The 16743-nt window shown below is 54.1% G+C and carries 19 protein-coding genes and 1 tRNA gene; 11 read left to right on the forward strand and 9 right to left on the reverse strand.

The features are described from left to right. Nucleotides 1-2: 2 nt before the first annotated feature. The 6 genes from FN806_RS02895 to FN806_RS02920 form a co-directional block, all read right to left on the reverse strand. Nucleotides 3-539 (reverse strand): GNAT family N-acetyltransferase, encoded by a 537-nt coding sequence (locus FN806_RS02895; protein WP_142633834.1) that lies wholly within the window; start codon nucleotides 537-539, stop codon nucleotides 3-5. Next, the gene (locus FN806_RS02900; RefSeq protein ID WP_142633836.1) at nucleotides 536-1144 is read right to left on the reverse strand and encodes a LysE family translocator; all 609 of its coding nucleotides are present in this window, start codon (nucleotides 1142-1144) and stop codon (nucleotides 536-538) included. Before FN806_RS02900 ends, FN806_RS02895 begins: the two co-directional genes overlap by 4 nt. A gap of 92 nt (nucleotides 1145-1236) precedes the next feature. After that, nucleotides 1237-1506, reverse strand: a complete 270-nt coding sequence (gene rpmA, locus FN806_RS02905; protein ID WP_120635433.1) for a 50S ribosomal protein L27 — start codon at nucleotides 1504-1506, stop codon at nucleotides 1237-1239. 11 nt (nucleotides 1507-1517) lie between these two features. Beyond that, nucleotides 1518-2135: a 50S ribosomal protein L21 gene (locus tag FN806_RS02910; RefSeq protein WP_142633838.1), complete on the reverse strand. Its 618-nt coding sequence runs from the start codon at nucleotides 2133-2135 to the stop codon at nucleotides 1518-1520. Between the two features lie 209 nt (nucleotides 2136-2344). Continuing rightward, on the reverse strand, nucleotides 2345-3142 hold the full coding sequence (locus FN806_RS02915; RefSeq protein WP_142633840.1) for a DUF2059 domain-containing protein: 798 nt from the start codon (nucleotides 3140-3142) through the stop codon (nucleotides 2345-2347). Next, nucleotides 3142-3984, reverse strand: a complete 843-nt coding sequence (locus tag FN806_RS02920; protein WP_142633842.1) for a DUF2059 domain-containing protein — start codon at nucleotides 3982-3984, stop codon at nucleotides 3142-3144. The genes FN806_RS02915 and FN806_RS02920 overlap by 1 nt, the downstream gene beginning before the upstream one ends. 123 nt (nucleotides 3985-4107) lie before the next feature. On the opposite strand from FN806_RS02920, the gene FN806_RS02925 reads away from it, so the two are divergent. From FN806_RS02925 to FN806_RS02975, 11 genes are all read left to right on the forward strand, one after another. Next, nucleotides 4108-4197, forward strand: a tRNA-Ser gene (locus FN806_RS02925). 344 nt (nucleotides 4198-4541) lie between these two features. After that, entirely contained in the window at nucleotides 4542-5063 is a 522-nt protein-coding gene (locus tag FN806_RS02930; protein ID WP_142633844.1) for a hypothetical protein, read from the forward strand. 200 nt (nucleotides 5064-5263) lie between these two features. Next, on the forward strand, nucleotides 5264-6292 hold the full coding sequence (locus tag FN806_RS02935; protein WP_142633846.1) for a zinc-binding dehydrogenase: 1029 nt from the start codon (nucleotides 5264-5266) through the stop codon (nucleotides 6290-6292). Between the two features lie 74 nt (nucleotides 6293-6366). Continuing rightward, nucleotides 6367-7242, forward strand: coding sequence for a branched-chain amino acid ABC transporter permease (locus FN806_RS02940; protein ID WP_142633849.1), 876 nt, complete (start codon nucleotides 6367-6369; stop codon nucleotides 7240-7242). 3 nt (nucleotides 7243-7245) lie between these two features. After that, nucleotides 7246-8343 carry a branched-chain amino acid ABC transporter permease gene (locus FN806_RS02945; RefSeq protein WP_142633851.1) on the forward strand — a complete coding sequence of 366 codons (1098 nt, stop codon included), beginning with the start codon at nucleotides 7246-7248 and terminating at the stop codon, nucleotides 8341-8343. Beyond that, the gene (locus FN806_RS02950) at nucleotides 8340-9104 is read left to right on the forward strand and encodes an ABC transporter ATP-binding protein (protein WP_142633853.1); all 765 of its coding nucleotides are present in this window, start codon (nucleotides 8340-8342) and stop codon (nucleotides 9102-9104) included. The genes FN806_RS02945 and FN806_RS02950 overlap by 4 nt, the downstream gene beginning before the upstream one ends. Then, entirely contained in the window at nucleotides 9101-9874 is a 774-nt protein-coding gene (locus FN806_RS02955) for an ABC transporter ATP-binding protein (protein WP_142633855.1), read from the forward strand. The genes FN806_RS02950 and FN806_RS02955 overlap by 4 nt, the downstream gene beginning before the upstream one ends. 4 nt (nucleotides 9875-9878) lie before the next feature. After that, entirely contained in the window at nucleotides 9879-11765 is a 1887-nt protein-coding gene (locus tag FN806_RS02960; RefSeq protein WP_142633857.1) for an AMP-dependent synthetase/ligase, read from the forward strand. A 29-nt stretch (nucleotides 11766-11794) separates the two neighbouring features. Continuing rightward, complete coding sequence (locus FN806_RS02965; protein ID WP_142633859.1) at nucleotides 11795-12955, forward strand: ABC transporter substrate-binding protein; 1161 nt, start codon at nucleotides 11795-11797, stop codon at nucleotides 12953-12955. Nucleotides 12956-13099: 144 nt separating this feature from the next. Further along, nucleotides 13100-13765, forward strand: a complete 666-nt coding sequence (locus FN806_RS02970; protein WP_142633861.1) for a YrbL family protein — start codon at nucleotides 13100-13102, stop codon at nucleotides 13763-13765. 152 nt (nucleotides 13766-13917) lie between these two features. Then, nucleotides 13918-15006, forward strand: a complete 1089-nt coding sequence (locus FN806_RS02975) for an SGNH/GDSL hydrolase family protein (RefSeq protein WP_142633863.1) — start codon at nucleotides 13918-13920, stop codon at nucleotides 15004-15006. 102 nt (nucleotides 15007-15108) lie between these two features. On the opposite strand, the gene rpsI is transcribed toward FN806_RS02975, so the two are convergent. From rpsI to FN806_RS02990, 3 genes are all read right to left on the reverse strand, one after another. Next, nucleotides 15109-15594, reverse strand: a complete 486-nt coding sequence (rpsI, locus tag FN806_RS02980) for a 30S ribosomal protein S9 (protein ID WP_142633865.1) — start codon at nucleotides 15592-15594, stop codon at nucleotides 15109-15111. 5 nt (nucleotides 15595-15599) lie between these two features. After that, nucleotides 15600-16058 (reverse strand): 50S ribosomal protein L13, encoded by a 459-nt coding sequence (rplM, locus tag FN806_RS02985; RefSeq protein WP_113790645.1) that lies wholly within the window; start codon nucleotides 16056-16058, stop codon nucleotides 15600-15602. A 147-nt stretch (nucleotides 16059-16205) separates the two neighbouring features. Next, complete coding sequence (locus FN806_RS02990) at nucleotides 16206-16736, reverse strand: GNAT family N-acetyltransferase (RefSeq protein WP_142633867.1); 531 nt, start codon at nucleotides 16734-16736, stop codon at nucleotides 16206-16208. Nucleotides 16737-16743 lie beyond the last annotated feature (7 nt).

The raw sequence follows: 16743 nt of genomic DNA on the forward strand, positions 1-16743 counted from the left end.
AGTCAGAGTTTTTTACTGTATGTCCAAGTGGGCACGTTCGCATCACGCGCCACTGAATAGATTTCGGCATCACCCAGGTATTCGAAACCACAATGCGTCAGCACCCTGGCTGAGGCTGGATTGTCCTGAAATACGCTTGCGAACATCGACGTGTTTTCAAGCGGATTGGCGACAACCAGTGCTTCGACCGCCAGAGATGCGATCCCGGTGTTCCAATAGACAGGAGCTACCCAATAGCCGACCTCGGATTGGTTGCGATCCAGGCGTTCCAGCGAGATCAGGCCTATCAGCTCCGGACCGCCATCCTTGGTCGCGTCCATCGCCCAGACATCCTCGCTGCGGTCTTCGGCCATGGACCGGGTCACAAAGGCCTCAACCGCGCCGGGCGGCAAAGGGTGCGCAATCCTTGTCGTCATACGCGCAACCCGCTCATCTCCGGCATAATGTTCGATGAGACCCAGATCCGACCGGCGCAGAGGGCGCAGATCGAACCGCTCGGTTTCTATGACCGGCTGGTTTATGATCGTCTCAAGTTTCATAGGTGCGTTCCTCCTCCGAACAACACAAAAAGTACAGACGCAACAGTGAGACCTGCTAACGTCCACATCAGATATTTTTCCATCGGCCGACCTTCAACCGCGTGGGCAATTCTATCTCCGGCAAATGTCCAGATTGGATGAAGAATCACCTGACAAATCAACAAACAAGCCGCGATTGCGAGCGTTGCCTCAAAAGTTGGTGTTCCGACGGCGACAAACCCCGTGAACCCCGCAACGATCATGGCCCAGGCCTTGGGATTGAGCGGATGAACAATCAATCCAGCCAGAAACCCTGGCGCTGCGCCATCAGCCTCTTGCCGGGACAGCCGCGTGTTGGCGATCTTCCAGGCCAGCCACATGATATAGGCCGCCGAGGCGTATTTCAGAAAAGCAAACACCGCCGGCGCCTGATCCGCCAATTGCAGCAACCCAAAGCCCACCGGCCAGATGATTAGCTGCTTGCCCAGAATGACGCCGCCCACAAAAGGCAGCGCTGCCCGAAACCCGTAACGCGCACCGGTTCCCAGCAGGACCATATTGGCCGGTCCCGGCGTGCCGACCTGACTGGCGGCAAAGATCAGGAAACTGGTGGTTGCGACTGTCATCGGACTGTTTGATCGAACCTGCGTTAAAACGAAAAAGGGACCGGCATTTTCTGCCGGTCCCCCAAGAATTTTCAAACCTTATGGGTTTCGGCTTACTCTGCGGCCTCCGCCACTGGCAGGACCGAAATAAAGGTGCGGTTTTTGAGGCCTTTGTGGAACTTCACAGCGCCATCAACAGTTGCAAAGATGGTGTGATCTTTGCCAATGCCTACGCCTTCGCCCGGCCAGAACTTGGTGCCGCGCTGACGCACGATGATGTTGCCTGAAATGGCGGCCTGGCCACCATACAGTTTCACGCCAAGGCGGCGACCAGCTGAGTCGCGACCGTTACGGGAGGAACCGCCAGCTTTTTTATGTGCCATTCTCTCTCTCCTTAGCCTTTAGCAAGCTCTTTGGCCTGCTCAACCCATTCGGGCTTCACTTTGACCGTTTCGATAGCAGTAATCTGCTCGTCCGACAAGGCGGCCAGAGCGGCAAAGCTCTCGATACCGGCCTCGTTCAGCTTTTTGGCAGCGGCTGGGCCGACACCGTTCAGCGCGGTCAGATCGTCTGCAGCAGCAACAGCGGCGGGTGCCTCTGCTTTGGCTTCTGCTTTCTTGGCGGGCTTTTTTGCTGCGGGTGCAGCTTCGCCTGCCGGTGCAGAACCGGTTGCAGCTTTGATGCCCGACTTGTCAGCGCCCGACGACAGGATGTCGGTGATCTTGACCAGAGTCAGCTTCTGACGGTGGCCAACGGTACGCTTCGAGCTGTGCTTACGACGGCGCTTGACGAAGTTGATGACCTTGTCACCCTTGATCTGTTCGATCACGTCGGCCTGAACGGCTGCACCATCTACAAACGGTGCACCAACAACCGGAGCGTCACCGCCCAGCATCAGAACATCGTTGAATTGAACTTTTTCACCTGCGTCGGCAGCCAATTTTTCAACACGGAGGATATCACCCGCCTGAACCTTGTACTGCTTGCCGCCAGTCTTGAGGACCGCAAACATGCGTCTTTCCTTTGTCTAACCCGCGTTCTGTGGTCCCCTTGCGGGTGTTTTCGGCCTCAGCCACCTCGAACAGCGCGCCCTTTTCGGGCTGTGTGAATGACCCATGGATCAGCCCCTTGGGTCAACAATAACGATACCCGGCGCGGAGATTCCGGCCGGGATGGGCGCTTATCCAAAGATTGCAGGGGAAAGTCAACATGAAATGGCGACTAAAGATCAGAGCCCTGTAAGACAGCCGCAACCGCCTTTCCCAGATCGTAATAGATCTGATCATACATACTGTCGAAGCTCTCGAACAGTGAGCTGTTCAGCGCTTGCCCTGTATCCGTTCGAGAAAACGCGATGTTCTTGCGCATCTGGGCGTTGCTCAGAGGGTTATAGGCCATCAACAGAAAGGAATACAGCCAGGTTTCTGTCTCTTGCTCGATCCCGTCCTTTTGCAGCAGAAGGTTGTCCAGAAGGTCGCTGTTATCGAGAACCTGGCCGTCATTTATCCCCCTGAAAAAGTTGTAATCCGCGCTCAAAGCGCTCCGCACGTTCTGTTGGATCAGGTCGTTGGCCAGTATGTACTCTTCGACCAGTTTGAACTGCATGCTGGCTTTGGTGTTTTCGAAATAGGCCTGTTTTGCCAAGTCTTCGATTGCCGGATCAACAAATGCAAGCCGTGCGGAATTCTCAAGGGAAACGATGGTCTGGCCAAGATCGCTTTCAAAAAAGGCGATGGCGCGTTCCAAATGCACTTCATCCAGGCTTTGCCGGAATCCCTGGACCAACTGATCATACATCCAATCGGGATCATAAATCGCCTCGACCCGAGTTTCGAACAGAGCACCACCGTTGCCATCCAACAAAGTGGCGTCCATCTCTTGGCTCATCTTTCCGCCTTCGGACAGGAGAATTTCGATCAGGTTCTCCAGACGCATTGCCTGCGCCAGCCGATCCGCTTTTTCCACGGCGCCGGATGATGTGGCCCAGAAGATCAGGGCGAAAACGATCAGAATGCGCATCAGATGTCCTGTGCGGGGTGAAGCTCGGCCATTTTGGTTGCCAAGACTTCGAATTTCATAGCCATTATCTCATACTGAATGGCGTTCAAAAGTTCGTAGACTTCCTGCATTAGAGGCTGTTCCAACGCTTCGACATAGGTGATGACATCCGCATCCGAGAAATCCTGATAGGTATAAGCAGCACCGGCAAGTGCGGAGAGCTGTAAGGCCTGTCGCATCCCGGTTTCGTTCTGTTTCATCATTGCGCGCAATTCATCTGCATCCAACTGTAGTTCGATCACACCTGAAGCGCTGGCGGCGAGGAGGAACCGGATTTGTATTTCCTGAAGAGCGCGCAAAGAAGTACCGCTTGAGTCGATGGCAGTGTTCATCCTTTTTAGACTCTCAACACGTTGAGAGCCTTCGCGGACAAGTTGAGCGACTATCTCTTGCCCCTGCTGTTGTTTCGCTTCGTCATCTTCGATCAGATGGGATGCGTTTTCAGCAGAGACCAGTCGTTGACCCAGATCTGATGCATAGAATTCTACCGCGTGATTCAGCGCCTGATCGCTGAGCGTCTGCTCTAAAATCGAAACTGCAGTTTCATGCATGTCTTTGGTATCGAAAACTTCTTCGGTCAGCCGCGCCCAGTCCGACCCGAATCCATCGGGGTCAAAACCCAGCATCTGAGGTGCCGAGGCCGAAGCCAGAGCAATACTTTCAAGAGCAACGTCGAAACCGGTCGTGGTCAAGAATGCCTCGATCCTATCGCGCCCGGCCGCGGATGCCGGGATTGACAGCATGAATACTGTGAAAAGAAACAGCGAAAGGGCGGTGGTGATGTGGTGCGTAAAATGTCTCATGTACAGAAGCCTAGGGGTTTTGCGGCATCTGGCAACGGAAAATCCTGGGATTGATAAATTATGAAACTTTCTGCTTGCACCCCCGGGTGTTCATCACTAAATCCCCCCCTCACAGACCCCCGCGGAGAGGTGCCGGAGTGGTCGAACGGGGCGGTCTCGAAAACCGTTGTGGGTGCAAGCCCACCCAGGGTTCGAATCCCTGTCTCTCCGCCATCAGCCATTCAGCGCATGATTGGCAACCAGCTTTCCGGAATTTAGCTCAAGCACCTGAAATGCAGGCCTTTGTCGCCTTATTCGCTTTGCGCGCCTTCCTACGAGAATTCTTAGCCTCTGTGCTTTCCTGTCGAACAGGCATTTGTGCGACCCTGTGGGTTAGTTGACAAGAATGGCATCTCGGCCACTGGTTGTTCAACGTTGGCGTGTTATTGCCATGGGATCGGCCCAGATCGGCGTACACTGGCTCAATCCCTTGTTCTGAGAGGATGTTCCACGAATTCCCCTTTCCAGTCCGCTAGTTTCCCCCCATCTCGGCGACACATATTTCAAAGGAGAATCCCATGTCGCGTATAATCTTGCTAGGGGTCGTCGTCGCCGGCGTTGGCGCCGCAATCTATTACTATCTGAATCAACCTGCCGCTCCGGTCGAACAGCCGCAAGCCGCCGCTGAAGAAACCGGAAACGCTGTGTCCGAAGCCGTAGAATCGGTTACTGAACAGGCTAGCGAAGCTGCGTCTTCCGTTACGGAACAGGCGGCTGAAATCGTCGAACAGTCCAGTGAAGCCGCGTCTGACTTAGCCACTCAGGCTGGTGAAACAGCGACTGAGCTGGCCGATCAGGCTGGAGAAGAGGTCGCTGCCCTCACCAACCAGGGGCAAGAGCTGCTGAATTCCTGGGTTGAGAGCGGCGCTATGAGTGTTGATAACTTTGACTATGACGCGATGGTGGCCTCAGTTCAGGAAAGCACACTGGCAGAAGAACTGAAGGTAAAAGCGGTTGGTATTCTCGATGATATCAAAGCCTCACCTGCAACAATCGCGCTGAAAATTCAGGAACTTCAGGCCCTGTTGACTGGTCAGTAAGAATTAGAAAGACCGCCGAAAAGGCGGTCTTTCCCTACGTCAAAGAATAGTTCGATTGACGCGCCTTTGGCCATTTGCTTGGCTGATCTGAACACATATGCCACGGTTGATGTCGATCATGGCCATTATTTTCGAAATTGTTGGTTCGATGCAGTCAAGCAGGACCCGACAGTTTCCTATCGTTCAGAAAAGGTACGCTCATGACCCCCCTTCCCACTTCCATGTTTGCGATCGTTCAAACTCATCATGGGTATTCGGGCAAAGCCACTGGTCCCAGCATCCAAAATGCGTCTGATTGGCTGGCCGAAACGGAAATGCCTGTGCCCGAGCCGGGCGCAGGACAGGTTCTGATCCGCCTGAGGGCATCATCGGTTAATCCGTCCGACCTGCATTTTATCAAGGGTGAATACGGGCAGCCTAGGGTAAAGGGGTCTCCGGCCGGGTTTGAGGGATGTGGAGACGTCGTCGCCACCGGTGCCGGTGCCGAGGGTTTGCAGGGACAGCGCGTGGCATTCATGGCCACTCATTCCGGTGCCTGGGCCGAGTACGCTCTGACCGATGCACAAATGTGTATTCCACTGCGCCCGGATATCTCGGATGACGATGGGTCAGCACAGATTGTGAACCCGATGACGGCCATGGCGATGGTCGATCTGGCGCGTCAGGCCGGAGATGCTTTTATCGTATCTGCCGCAACCAGTCAGTTGGGCAAGCTTATGTGCAGCCTCGGTCGCGATCTTGGGCTTAAGCCGATTGCGATCGTGAGACGCGCTGAGACCGTTGCTGCATTGAAAGAGCTGGGCGCGCATGAGGTGCTGGTGACATCAGACCCCGACATGCTGCAGAAATTTTCAGCGCTTAGCAAAGAGCTTAAACCTCGGGTCTTTCTGGATGCCGTCGCCGACCAGATTTCCGAACAGATTTTCTGTGCGATGCCGAATGGTGCGCGCTGGGTGTGTTATGGCAAGCTCAGCCCTGAACTGCCCAAACTAACGCAGACGGGACAGCTCATCTTTATGGGTAAGAAAATCGAAGGGTTTTGGCTGACACAATGGATGACAGCGACGCCTCGCGAAGATGTGGTACGTGTCGTTGCCGAGGTTCAGGCACGCTTTGCGGACGGGCGTTGGAAAACAGATGTTTCTGAAAAGCTTACATTAAAAAATGTTATGTCCGGGCTGGTTGATGCACTGCAAAAGAGTGACGGAAAGGTAATTATCACGCCATAGTAGTACAAACCCCGGGCTAAGGAGGAGGCCTGGGATCTAAATGAACCCGGAGCAACCGGTATAGGGAGGTGAGTTTGGATAATGCGCAGCTGCTGATTAGCGGGCTGGCGAATGGCTGTGTCTATGGGCTGATCGCGCTCGGATTTGTTCTGATTTACAAGGCGACCGAGGCAGTGAATTTCGCACAGGGTGATCTCATGATGCTGGGCGCCTTTGTTACCATCGGGCTTACAAATGCCGAATATATGGGGCTGCCTTTTTGGCTGGCCTTGCCGATCTCGTTGGGGATCATGGGCGTGCTGGGGTACTTGCTGGACCGGTTGATCATTCGGCGACTTTTCGGGGAAAGCCAGACGGCTGTGGTCATTCTGACCATCGCCCTGGGCTTTGTAATCCGATTTGTCGCTGGTCTGATTTGGGGGCACGAACCGCAGACGCTGCAGAATCCACTGGCCGGAAAAGAAGCGCGTTTTGGTGGCCTTGTACTGGGGATGGAGGACGTGGCGGTTATTGTCGTTACCGTTCTGCTGACCTGGGGGCTGTACCAGTTCTTCAGTCGTACCAAGCTTGGGCTTGCAATGCAGGGTGCCTCACAAAATCAGCTGGCGGCCTATTATATGGGAATCCCGGTAAAACGTGTGCAGGGTTTCATCTGGGCGTTGGCCGGCGTGGTTGCGGGTATCGCAGGCATTTTGTTTGCCGCCAAAGGATCCGTGGACCCGGCAACCGGACTTCTGGGCATTAAGGCCTTCGCCGCTGCGGTCATTGGCGGATTCGGAAGTTTACCTGGAGCATTGGCCGGAGGTTTGATCGTTGGCGTAATCGAACCGTTTGCCAGTCGCTATATCGCTGCTGGGTACAGTCAGATTGCACCTTATGCACTGTTGTTGGCTGTCCTGATCTTTCGCCCCAATGGGCTGTTCAGCCAAGTTAGGGTCAAAAAGGTTTAAGCCATGCGGATCATTTTCAAGACCAGTTACATGCAAGATATCCGGCCTTGGAAAGACCGGTATCAACTGAGCCTATACCTGATCCTTCTAGGCGTCGTGATCGCCGCTCCGTGGTGGTTGGACGCATTCTATCTGGGTGAGCTGACAAATGTTCTGATCTGGGCGATTGCAGGTCTTGGGTTGATGATACTGACCGGCCATACCGGACAGGTCAGCCTTGGGCATGCGGCTTTTCTGGCCTTTGGGTGCTATGCGAATATCATCTTGATTGAGGCAGGCTTGCCATTCCTGCTGGCCTTCCCGATCGCCGGTATCCTGACCGGGATAGCAGGGGTGACCGTTGCTATCCCGGCCCTGCGCCTTCACGGTATCTACCTGGCAATCTTTACCATGGCCCTGTCGATCCTGATGGATGACGTGATTGTCCTGGCCGAGCCGATCACCGGCGGGGTCGCCGGTAAATATATCGGCGGGGTCGAGATATTTGGATTCATGGTCGATCGCTGGGCTACGCCGGTCCAATTCTTCTGGCTGGTGCTTGCAGTCGCGGTTCTGGTCACTCTGGGCTATATTAACCTGCTGCGCGCACCGCTTGGGCGCAGTTTCATCGCCGTGCGAGATTCTGAGGTCTCGGCCCAGGCGATGGGTGTTGATATTGCGCAGACCAAGATGATTTCATTTGCCCTGTCCTGCGCCGTGACCGGCTGGGCAGGTGCTCTGATGGGGATGTTCTCGGGCGCGTTCAATAACGAGACATTCAGTGTCCTAATCTCAATTCAGTTGCTGATGATGATCGTGATCGGTGGTCTGGGCTCAATCCACGGGGCATTCCTGGGCGCTGTCGTCATAGGGTTTCTGCCGCAATTTTTGTCGATCGCAAAAGAGTATGTCGGCGCAGTTTTCGGGGGCAGCACCGTCGCAATTCCGGGATTGGAATTTGGTATCTTCGGCATGATCCTGATCGCCTTTATCCTGTTTGAACCCATGGGGATGTATGGACGTTGGCTGAAGATCCGGACATGGTTCGAACTGTTTCCCTTCTATCGCAAGGACATGTTCAAACGTCAGAAATCCTATCTCAAGACGGAGCGTCTGAGATGAGCCTGCTTGAATTTAAGAATGTCACCTTGAAATTTGGTGGCGTGACGGCTGTGAACGACCTGTCCTTTTCGGTCGAAGACGGCGAGGTTTTTGCCATAGTCGGCCCCAACGGCGCGGGTAAATCGACCGTTTTCAATCTGATCTCGCGCTTTTATGAACCAATAGAGGGTTCAATCCGGTATGACGGGCATAACTTGCTGCAGGTGAAACCGTCCGGCGTTGCAGCTTTTGGTGTTGCGCGGACGTTTCAGAATATCGAACTGTTCGAACACGCCACTGTTCTGCAGAACCTGCTGGTCGGGCGTCATCGGCACCGCAAGACAAAACTTTTATCCGAGGTGCTGTTCCTGCCGTCGGCCCGGCGGCAAGAGATCGAAAACCGTGAAAAGGTAGAAGAGATCATAGATTTTCTTGATCTGCAGGCCTATCGCGACAAGATGATATCCGGTCTGCCTTACGGTGTGCGCAAAGTGGTTGAAGTTGCCCGCGCCCTGGCCACCGAGCCCAAGTTGTTACTGCTGGATGAACCGGCCTCGGGGCTGTCGGTCGAGGAAACGACCGATATGCGCTGGTGGATAGACGATATCCGGCGGCAGATGGGGATTACGGTGCTGATGGTCGAACATGACATGGCTTTGGTTTCGGGCGTCTCGGATCGGGTCCTTGCAATGGCGGATGGGGCAATGCTCGCACTGGGAACCCCTGCGCAGGTACAGTCACACCCGGCAGTGGTTGAGGCCTATCTGGGGAAAGTTTCATGAGCGATCCGATCCTGACCATTCGCAATGTCGAAAGTTTTTACGGGCCAATCATGGCAATCCGGGGCGTGTCGCTGGATGTGCATCCGGGTAAAATCGTGTCGATCCTTGGGGCTAATGGGGCCGGCAAGACCACATTGATGAAAACCGTGTCCGGCGTAATGGACCCGGAAAAGGGCAAGATCAGCTTTGACGGGGTCGAAATTCAAGGGGCCGAGCCACATAAAGTTGTGCAGAAAGGCGTCGTCCACGTACCCGAAGGGCGCGAAGTATTTCCTCTGCTGACCGTGGACGAAAACCTGAGCCTCGGCGCCTATACATCCTCGGACCGAGGCCAGATTGACCATGACCGCGAACTGGTTTTTTCATACTTCCCGATCCTGAAAGAGCGGCGCACGCAAGAGGCAGGCACCCTTTCTGGCGGCCAACAACAGATGCTGGCCATCGGGCGTGGCTTGATGGCAAATCCAAAGATCATGCTGCTGGACGAGCCCTCGCTGGGCCTGTCTCCTTTGCTTGTGCAAGAGATTTTCGGAATCCTGAAGCGCCTGAATGATGAACAGAACATGACGATGATGCTGGTTGAACAGAACGCCAATGCTGCGCTGGAACTGGCGCATCACGGCTATGTCATGGAGGTCGGGCGCATCGTCATGGATGGCCCCGCGGATGAGCTGATGCAGTCAGAAGACATCCAGAATTTCTATCTGGGTGTGCAGGAAGAAGGTGCGCGTGAAAACCGCCGCTGGAAACGCAAGAAGACGTGGAGGTGAGCGCATGAATATAAGCACCCTGCCCTCTCAGATCATGATCAACGGTGTTCAGTACAACGCTAATCCCGGTCAGCGACCGGTCTATGTGGACGAATGCACAACCATCGGTCAGCTGTTTCAAAAGCGTTGTGCCGATTTGGGCGCGCGTACGGCGCATCGTGAAAAGGATTTCGGTATCTGGAAATCCTATTCCTGGGCGGATTACTGGCAGCACGCGAAATGGATAGGCCTCGCCCTGCAAAAGCTCGGTTTGAAACGCGGTGAGGTCGTATCGATCCTGTCCGAGGACCGAAAAGAATGGGCGTGGTTCGATATGGGCATTCAGGGCGTCGGGGGGATCGCCTCGGGCATCTATACGACGGATTCGGCCGCGCAACTGAAATATCTGATCAATGACAGTGGCAGTCGTTTTCTGGTGGTCGAAAATGAAGAGCAGTTGGACAAGTTCCTTGAGGTCGAAGGTGATCTTCCCAATCTTTTGAAGGTTATCATCCTTGAGGATGAAGGTCTGCATGACCTGGACCATGACCGCTGCATGTTGATCGGCGATCTTTATGAGCTAGGTCAGCATACCGAGCGTGAAGAGCCGAACCGCTTTGACGCGGAAATCGCGCTTGCATCCCCGCAGGATACCGCTCTTTTGGTTTATACATCGGGCACGACCGGCATGCCAAAAGGCGCAATGCTGAGCCACGAGAACATCCTGGCCGCAATCGAAGCCGGCGCCCATTCCTTGCCCGCATTGGAAACAGATGAACAGCTGTGCTTTTTGCCGCTCTGCCACATCCTCGAGCGTGATGTTTCCATATATTTCCCGCTGGCAACGAAATCTGTCGTCAACTTTGCCGAAAGCCCCGAGACTGTTTTCGCAAATCTGCAAGAGGTTTCTCCTTCGACGTTTACGGCGGTCCCGCGTGTCTGGGAAAAGATCTATTCTCAGGTTCAGATCATGGCCCAGGATGCAACCTCGACCGGGCGCGCGGCCTTTGGAATGGCGGTAAAGGCGGGTCTGGCACGTGCCGAATATATCCTGGCGGGCAAGCCGGTCCCGCCCAGTGTTGCCGCGCAGTACTGGCTTTGGGACCGTTTGGTTCTGCGTAACCTGCGCCGGATGCTGGGGTTGGACAATATGCGGCGCGGTGGAAGCGGCGCCGCCCCGATTTCGGCGGATTTGCTGAAATGGTACTGGGCCATTGGTGTACCTCTGGTCGAGGGTTTTGGTATGACCGAAACATCGGGCCTGGCAACATTGAATACACTTGGAAACAACAGGATCGGAACCATTGGAAAGGCTGTGCCGGTCAATGACGTCCGTATTTCCGAAGGCGGAGAGATTCAGCTTAAAGGGTTGAACATCTTTCAGGGTTACTGGCGAAACAACGCCAAAACAGCCGAGACTTTCACTGCCGATGGTTGGTTGCGTACTGGTGATATGGGCGAGATCGACCAAGACGGTTTCGTGACCATTACGGGTCGCCTCAAAGATCTTATCATCACGGCGGGCGGCAAAAATATAGCCCCGGCCGAGATTGAAAGCCGTCTCAAGTTCAGCCCCTTTATCTCGGACGCAGTTGTAATTGGCGATAAGCGCAAGTTCCTGACTGCACTAATCATGATTGATCAGGAAAACGTGGAGAAATTTGCGCAGGATCGAAAGGTTCCCTTCTCGAATTTCGCCTCTCTTTGTGCCTCCGCCGAGGTTCGGGACCAGATCAAAGACGAAGTTGGTGCCGCAAACAAGGATTTCGCACGGGTTGAGCAGATCAAGGATTTCCGCCTGATAGATGTTCTGCTGACGGCAGATGATGACGAACTGACGGCCACAATGAAGCTCAAGCGCAGCTTTGTGGAAAAGAAACACGAACATCTTATTGAAGACATGTACAATTAGACAAAACGTTATCCAAAGGGAGGATTATAATGAGGAATCTGATTAAACGGCTGTCCGCTGCCACAGTTTTGACGGCTGTCGCGACACTCTCCAGCGCTCAGACACAGGGTGTTACGGATGATGAGATCGTAATCGGCTCGGTCAATGATCTGAGCGGTATCTTCGCCGCTGTTGGTGTCCCAGCCACCAAAGGCGCCAATGTGGTGTTCGACCGCGTGAACGCTGCAGGTGGTGTTCACGGTCGGACCATCCGTTTTGTGGTTGAGGATAATGGCTATCAGATGCCGCGCGCGATGCAGGGCTACAACAAGTTGCTGAACCGCGACAAGGTGTTTGCGATGTTGCAATCTCTGGGTACGCCGATGAACCTGGCCGGATTCAAACTGCTGGATCCCAAGGGCATTCCGAATGTCGCGCCTTTGACGTCGTCGCAGAAAATGCTGCAAGAACCAGTGCGCAACAAATTCACGTCCTTTTCCACCTATTTCGATCAGGCGCGTGTCGGCGTGAACTATCTGGCCAGCGAATTCGGATCGCAAACAGTCTGCACCATGTATCTGCCCACCGATTTCGGCGAGGAGATTCTGGAAGGCAGCAAGGCGGGTGCCGAAGAGGCTGGGATCGGTTTTGGCACAGAAACCACCCACAAGCCCGATGAGACCGATTTCGTGGGCTCTCTGAGCAAGCTCAGAGATGAAGGCTGCGACATCGTCACCATGGCCCTTGGGGTTCGGCAGGCGATCACTGTGGTTGGCACCGCCAAAAAGATGGGTCTAACGGATATGAAATTCTTGGGAACATCAGCCAGCTTCCTGACCGTCGTTGCCCAGGTGCCGGGTGGCGTGACGGATGGTTTTTATGCCGCCGCCTCATGGCTGGATTTGTGGGCCCGCGCGGATCAACCGGCCCCTGCAGCCTTCATCGAAGAGTATAAGGCTGCAACAGGCGAAGACCCTGTTGGATTTGCGATGTTGGGCTATTCCGCGGCTGAAATGATGGTTAAGGCGCTGGAAACCGCCGGCCCCGATCTTACTCATGACAGCTTTATCGCTGCGATGGAGACACTCGACTACAACGACGAACTGGTTGGAAACCACATCTCGTTTTCGCCGGACGACCACCAAGGTGCCGATACGGTGTTTGTGAGCGTTGTTGAAAACGGTGCTTGGAAGCTGGTCCACGAAGAGTAACGACTGAAAAACAGAGTTTGATCAGCATTCAGGCGTTAGAAACCACGAGCCGTCCGTTCCAATACGGACGGCTTTTTCATTTTGTTTTGAGCTATCCACCTGCGGATAATTGGTTCCAATGCAAAACCGCTATAGTTAAGCCAAATGGAAAAAACTCGAATCGAAAATCTGTTGTCGTTGAAAGATCGTAAGATCATCGCGCAGGGTAATCGGCAATTTGTCTACCAACACCCTGATCTGCCGGACACTCTGCTGAAGATCCCGCAACCTCAGACGATAGATGACGAAGCTCATCTTGTGACGGATACCTGGTTTGATCGGATGTTTCGACGCTCGACGGCGTTCAAAGGATTTCTGCGCGAGTTTCACGAGTCGTTTGATCTTATGGTGCGTCACCAGAAATCCGCTGCTCCTATCCCCGTATGTGAGGTGCGAGGTGTGGTTCAGACGGACCTGGGTCTGGCGCTTATGTACGAGCGGATTTCCGAGCCTGACGGACAGCTATCGCCCAGCCTTATTGGCTTGGTCCAAAGCCATCGCCTTAAGCCGCATCACTTGGATTCGTTGAACGCGCATTTTGATATTTTGGTCAAAGAGAACGTTTTGGTCAGTAACCAGAACCCCGGCAACATCGTCTATCAGACGCTGGCCGACGGCTCAGGACGATGGGTCTGGATAGACAGTTTCGGAAATAAGCAGGCGATCCCAGTTCGCAGGTGGTTCCCAAGCCTGAATAAACGAAAGATCGACCAGACTCGGCAGAAATTCCTTACTTTGGCTCAACAGGCTTTAGGACGTGAAACGGACTGACAAATCCGTGCTGGAGTGACTTTCTTTTCGTCTCACGCTTGACGTGTGCGGGCTGTTAATCTCAACATTCAGAAATGTGTTTTGTGCGTCCTCGTCATTACCACGAAAACGGGACCAATTCAGTAAATGGTATTCTAGGTAGTTAGATAAAAATGCGGTCAAAAATTCTGAACTTTCTGATCATCGTGATGATCTCTGCAACGCTTCTTGCTGGTGTGGAGCTGGGCATCCGTTGGCTGTCACCACAAGGCGTTCTGACAACATATCCAGAGGGTGGTCCACTTGGATTGAAGGACCCGGTCGTCGGGCATACGAACAGGCCAAACACTGTCGTCGCCATCAATGCACCAGAGTTCACGGTCGAGTATAAAGTCGACGAAAACGGGTTTCGTGAAACGCGTTTTCCAGCCAATGCCGCAGACGATGGAAGCACCATCAAGATCCTGCTGCTGGGGGATTCATTTACCTTCGGCGCTTCAAACGAGCTGGGCGATATCTGGCCTGAACTTTTGGCCCAGAAATTCCTGGATGAAGGCATGTCTGTGCAGCTGATCAACGCAGGCGTGCCGGGATATAACACATCTCAACAGGCGCTGTATCTTGAGCGGTTAAGCGAAAAATATAACCCCGATATTGTGCTGGTGACCTTTCTTCCCAACGATATGTTTGCAAATGAGCCTATTCGGACCGTTGATGGCGTTGATGTCGCTTACAGCGATGTCAGCTCGGTTGTGGGGTCCGGGAATATCAAGAAATCCTCGCTGCACTCGGTCACGATGTTAAAGCGAATGCTGATGGCCAACGATCAGAGCTATACCAAACTGTACCTGATGACGCCGCGAAGGGCGTTTTTCACCACCCCGATGAGCGAGCTGTTTCAGGCCAAAGTCGAGACGACAAAGCAGGTGTTTACCCGCATGGCAACCTTCACGCAGTCGCAGGGGTCCGAGCTTGTGGTCGTGTCCGTCCCACAGTTGTTTCAGGTTCTTCAGGCCGCGAAAACATCTTCCGATCCCGAGGTCGATCCCGGCCTACCCGACCGCCTAATGGAGGGTGTGGTGGCCGAGCAAGGATTTCAGTGGCACGAAGCGCTGCCCTACCTCACCGAAGAATACAGCTCCACAGGTAAAGATCTGTATTTCAGATACGATGGTCATCTGAATGCCGACGGCAACAGGGTTCTGTCTGATTTTATGTTCCAGATTCTGGCACCGCTGATCAAAACCAAAGCAGCTGGCTGAGTTCGACAACAGATTCGGCAAACCAAATCCCAATCAACAAAAGAAAAACGGCCGCAACATTGTGCGGCCGTTTGAAACAGTCTTGAAGGTTCGTGCCAGCGATTAACGCTTGGAGAACTGGAACGAACGACGCGCTTTGCGCTTACCGTATTTCTTACGTTCCACAACGCGGCTGTCGCGGGTCAGGAAACCAGCGGCTTTCAGTGCGCCACGCAGCGACGGATCGTACAGTTGCAGCGCTTTCGAGACGCCGTGCTTGACCGCACCGGCCTGACCGGTCAGGCCACCGCCTTTGACGGTTGCAACAACGTCGAACTCACCTTCTACGCCGGCAACCTGAAACGGCTGGCGCAGGATCAGCTGCAGAACGGGGCGTGCAAAGTACACGTCCTGGTCTTTGCCGTTCACGGTGACCTTACCGGAACCCGGCTTGATCCAAACGCGGGCAACAGCGTCTTTACGCTTGCCGGTGGCATAGGCACGACCCAGTTCGTCGCGTACGGGTTCACGCACGATGACTTCTTCGGCCACAACTTCAACGCCTGCTACGGCGTTCAGCTCTTCGAGAGTATTGATCTGATCAGCCATGGTCATTAGCTCCGGGTGTTTTTCTTGTTCATGGATGCAACATCCAGAACTTCGGGCGCTTGCGCCTCATGGGGATGCTCGGCACCGGCATAAACACGCAGGTTGGTCATAACCTGACGCGATAGGCGGTTGCCCGGCAGCATGCGCTTGACCGCCTGGGTCACGACGCGCTCGGGGTATTTGCCCTCGAGGATCTGCTGCTTGGTGCGCGACTTGATGCCGCCCGGGTGGCCAGTGTGCCAGTAGAAGTTCTCTTCGCGCTTCTTGCCGGTCATCTGGATTTTGTCAGCGTTGATCACGATGACATTGTCGCCCATGTCCATGTTCGGGGTGAACGACGCTTTGTGCTTGCCACGCAGACGCATGGCGACGATCGAAGCAAGACGGCCCAGAACAACGCCCTCGGCGTCGATCAGGATCCATTTCTTGTCGATGTCTGCAGGTGTTGCAGAAAAGGTTTTCATGGCAGGATAGTCCTGTTTGATGTGAAAGACCGCCCCCATACGGAGCGGTCCGAATTCGATGGATGGGGTTTAAACCCACGCGAAAGGCGGGTCAATACACGCAAATCAGTTTTAACTTAGCAAAAACAATGTATTACAAAATAGGTATTATTTTACCCCATGTTTTTGCCAATCTTTTTCCGTCAATACCCAACGCATCCACTGCCCAGCCCCGGTACCAAGAACAAGTTGCCGGGTATCAACGTACCGCGCCCCAAGTTTCGCGGTCCCTTTTTGTGATCGCAAGTTGGTTGGGTCGATATGAAACCAGACCTCATCCAGTTCGCCGAACACCTGATTTACCATCAGCGATTTGATCGTCCGATTGCTGGCTCCGCCCCAGTGATCACGGGTGATAAAGCTGTATCCGATGCCGATGCCCCCGGGAACTTCGGGAGGCTCATAATAGCGAGAGCACCCTATGACCCGGCCTGTCGCCTCTTCGCGTACTGTCACTGACCCACCTGCGCTCAACAGAAAATCGAAATAAGGGGCGAAAACTTCTTTCTGATGGCGGGATTTGGCGGGATGCCCGGCCCAAATCAACGGATCGCTGGCTGCAAGGTGCAGGTCTTCGAAGTCACTTTTGAGCATCGGTGTGACGACAAATCCCCTGCCCCGCATTTCCCGAATATCCATTAAGCGT

The organism is Ruegeria faecimaris, from assembly GCF_900182615.1.
Taxonomy (GTDB): domain Bacteria; phylum Pseudomonadota; class Alphaproteobacteria; order Rhodobacterales; family Rhodobacteraceae; genus Ruegeria; species Ruegeria faecimaris.

Coding starts and splice junctions, on each gene's coding strand:
- FN806_RS02895 (WP_142633834.1), bottom strand. CDS start 539: ATGAAACTTGAGACGATCATAAACCAGCCGGTCATAGAAACCGAGCGG.
- FN806_RS02900 (WP_142633836.1), bottom strand. CDS start 1,144: ATGACAGTCGCAACCACCAGTTTCCTGATCTTTGCCGCCAGTCAGGTC.
- rpmA (WP_120635433.1), bottom strand. CDS start 1,506: ATGGCACATAAAAAAGCTGGCGGTTCCTCCCGTAACGGTCGCGACTCA.
- FN806_RS02910 (WP_142633838.1), bottom strand. CDS start 2,135: ATGTTTGCGGTCCTCAAGACTGGCGGCAAGCAGTACAAGGTTCAGGCG.
- FN806_RS02915 (WP_142633840.1), bottom strand. CDS start 3,142: ATGCGCATTCTGATCGTTTTCGCCCTGATCTTCTGGGCCACATCATCC.
- FN806_RS02920 (WP_142633842.1), bottom strand. CDS start 3,984: ATGAGACATTTTACGCACCACATCACCACCGCCCTTTCGCTGTTTCTT.
- FN806_RS02930 (WP_142633844.1), top strand. CDS start 4,542: ATGTCGCGTATAATCTTGCTAGGGGTCGTCGTCGCCGGCGTTGGCGCC.
- FN806_RS02935 (WP_142633846.1), top strand. CDS start 5,264: ATGACCCCCCTTCCCACTTCCATGTTTGCGATCGTTCAAACTCATCAT.
- FN806_RS02945 (WP_142633851.1), top strand. CDS start 7,246: ATGCGGATCATTTTCAAGACCAGTTACATGCAAGATATCCGGCCTTGG.
- FN806_RS02950 (WP_142633853.1), top strand. CDS start 8,340: ATGAGCCTGCTTGAATTTAAGAATGTCACCTTGAAATTTGGTGGCGTG.
- FN806_RS02955 (WP_142633855.1), top strand. CDS start 9,101: ATGAGCGATCCGATCCTGACCATTCGCAATGTCGAAAGTTTTTACGGG.
- FN806_RS02960 (WP_142633857.1), top strand. CDS start 9,879: ATGAATATAAGCACCCTGCCCTCTCAGATCATGATCAACGGTGTTCAG.
- FN806_RS02965 (WP_142633859.1), top strand. CDS start 11,795: ATGAGGAATCTGATTAAACGGCTGTCCGCTGCCACAGTTTTGACGGCT.
- FN806_RS02970 (WP_142633861.1), top strand. CDS start 13,100: ATGGAAAAAACTCGAATCGAAAATCTGTTGTCGTTGAAAGATCGTAAG.
- FN806_RS02975 (WP_142633863.1), top strand. CDS start 13,918: ATGCGGTCAAAAATTCTGAACTTTCTGATCATCGTGATGATCTCTGCA.
- rpsI (WP_142633865.1), bottom strand. CDS start 15,594: ATGGCTGATCAGATCAATACTCTCGAAGAGCTGAACGCCGTAGCAGGC.
- rplM (WP_113790645.1), bottom strand. CDS start 16,058: ATGAAAACCTTTTCTGCAACACCTGCAGACATCGACAAGAAATGGATC.
- FN806_RS02990 (WP_142633867.1), bottom strand. CDS start 16,736: ATGGATATTCGGGAAATGCGGGGCAGGGGATTTGTCGTCACACCGATG.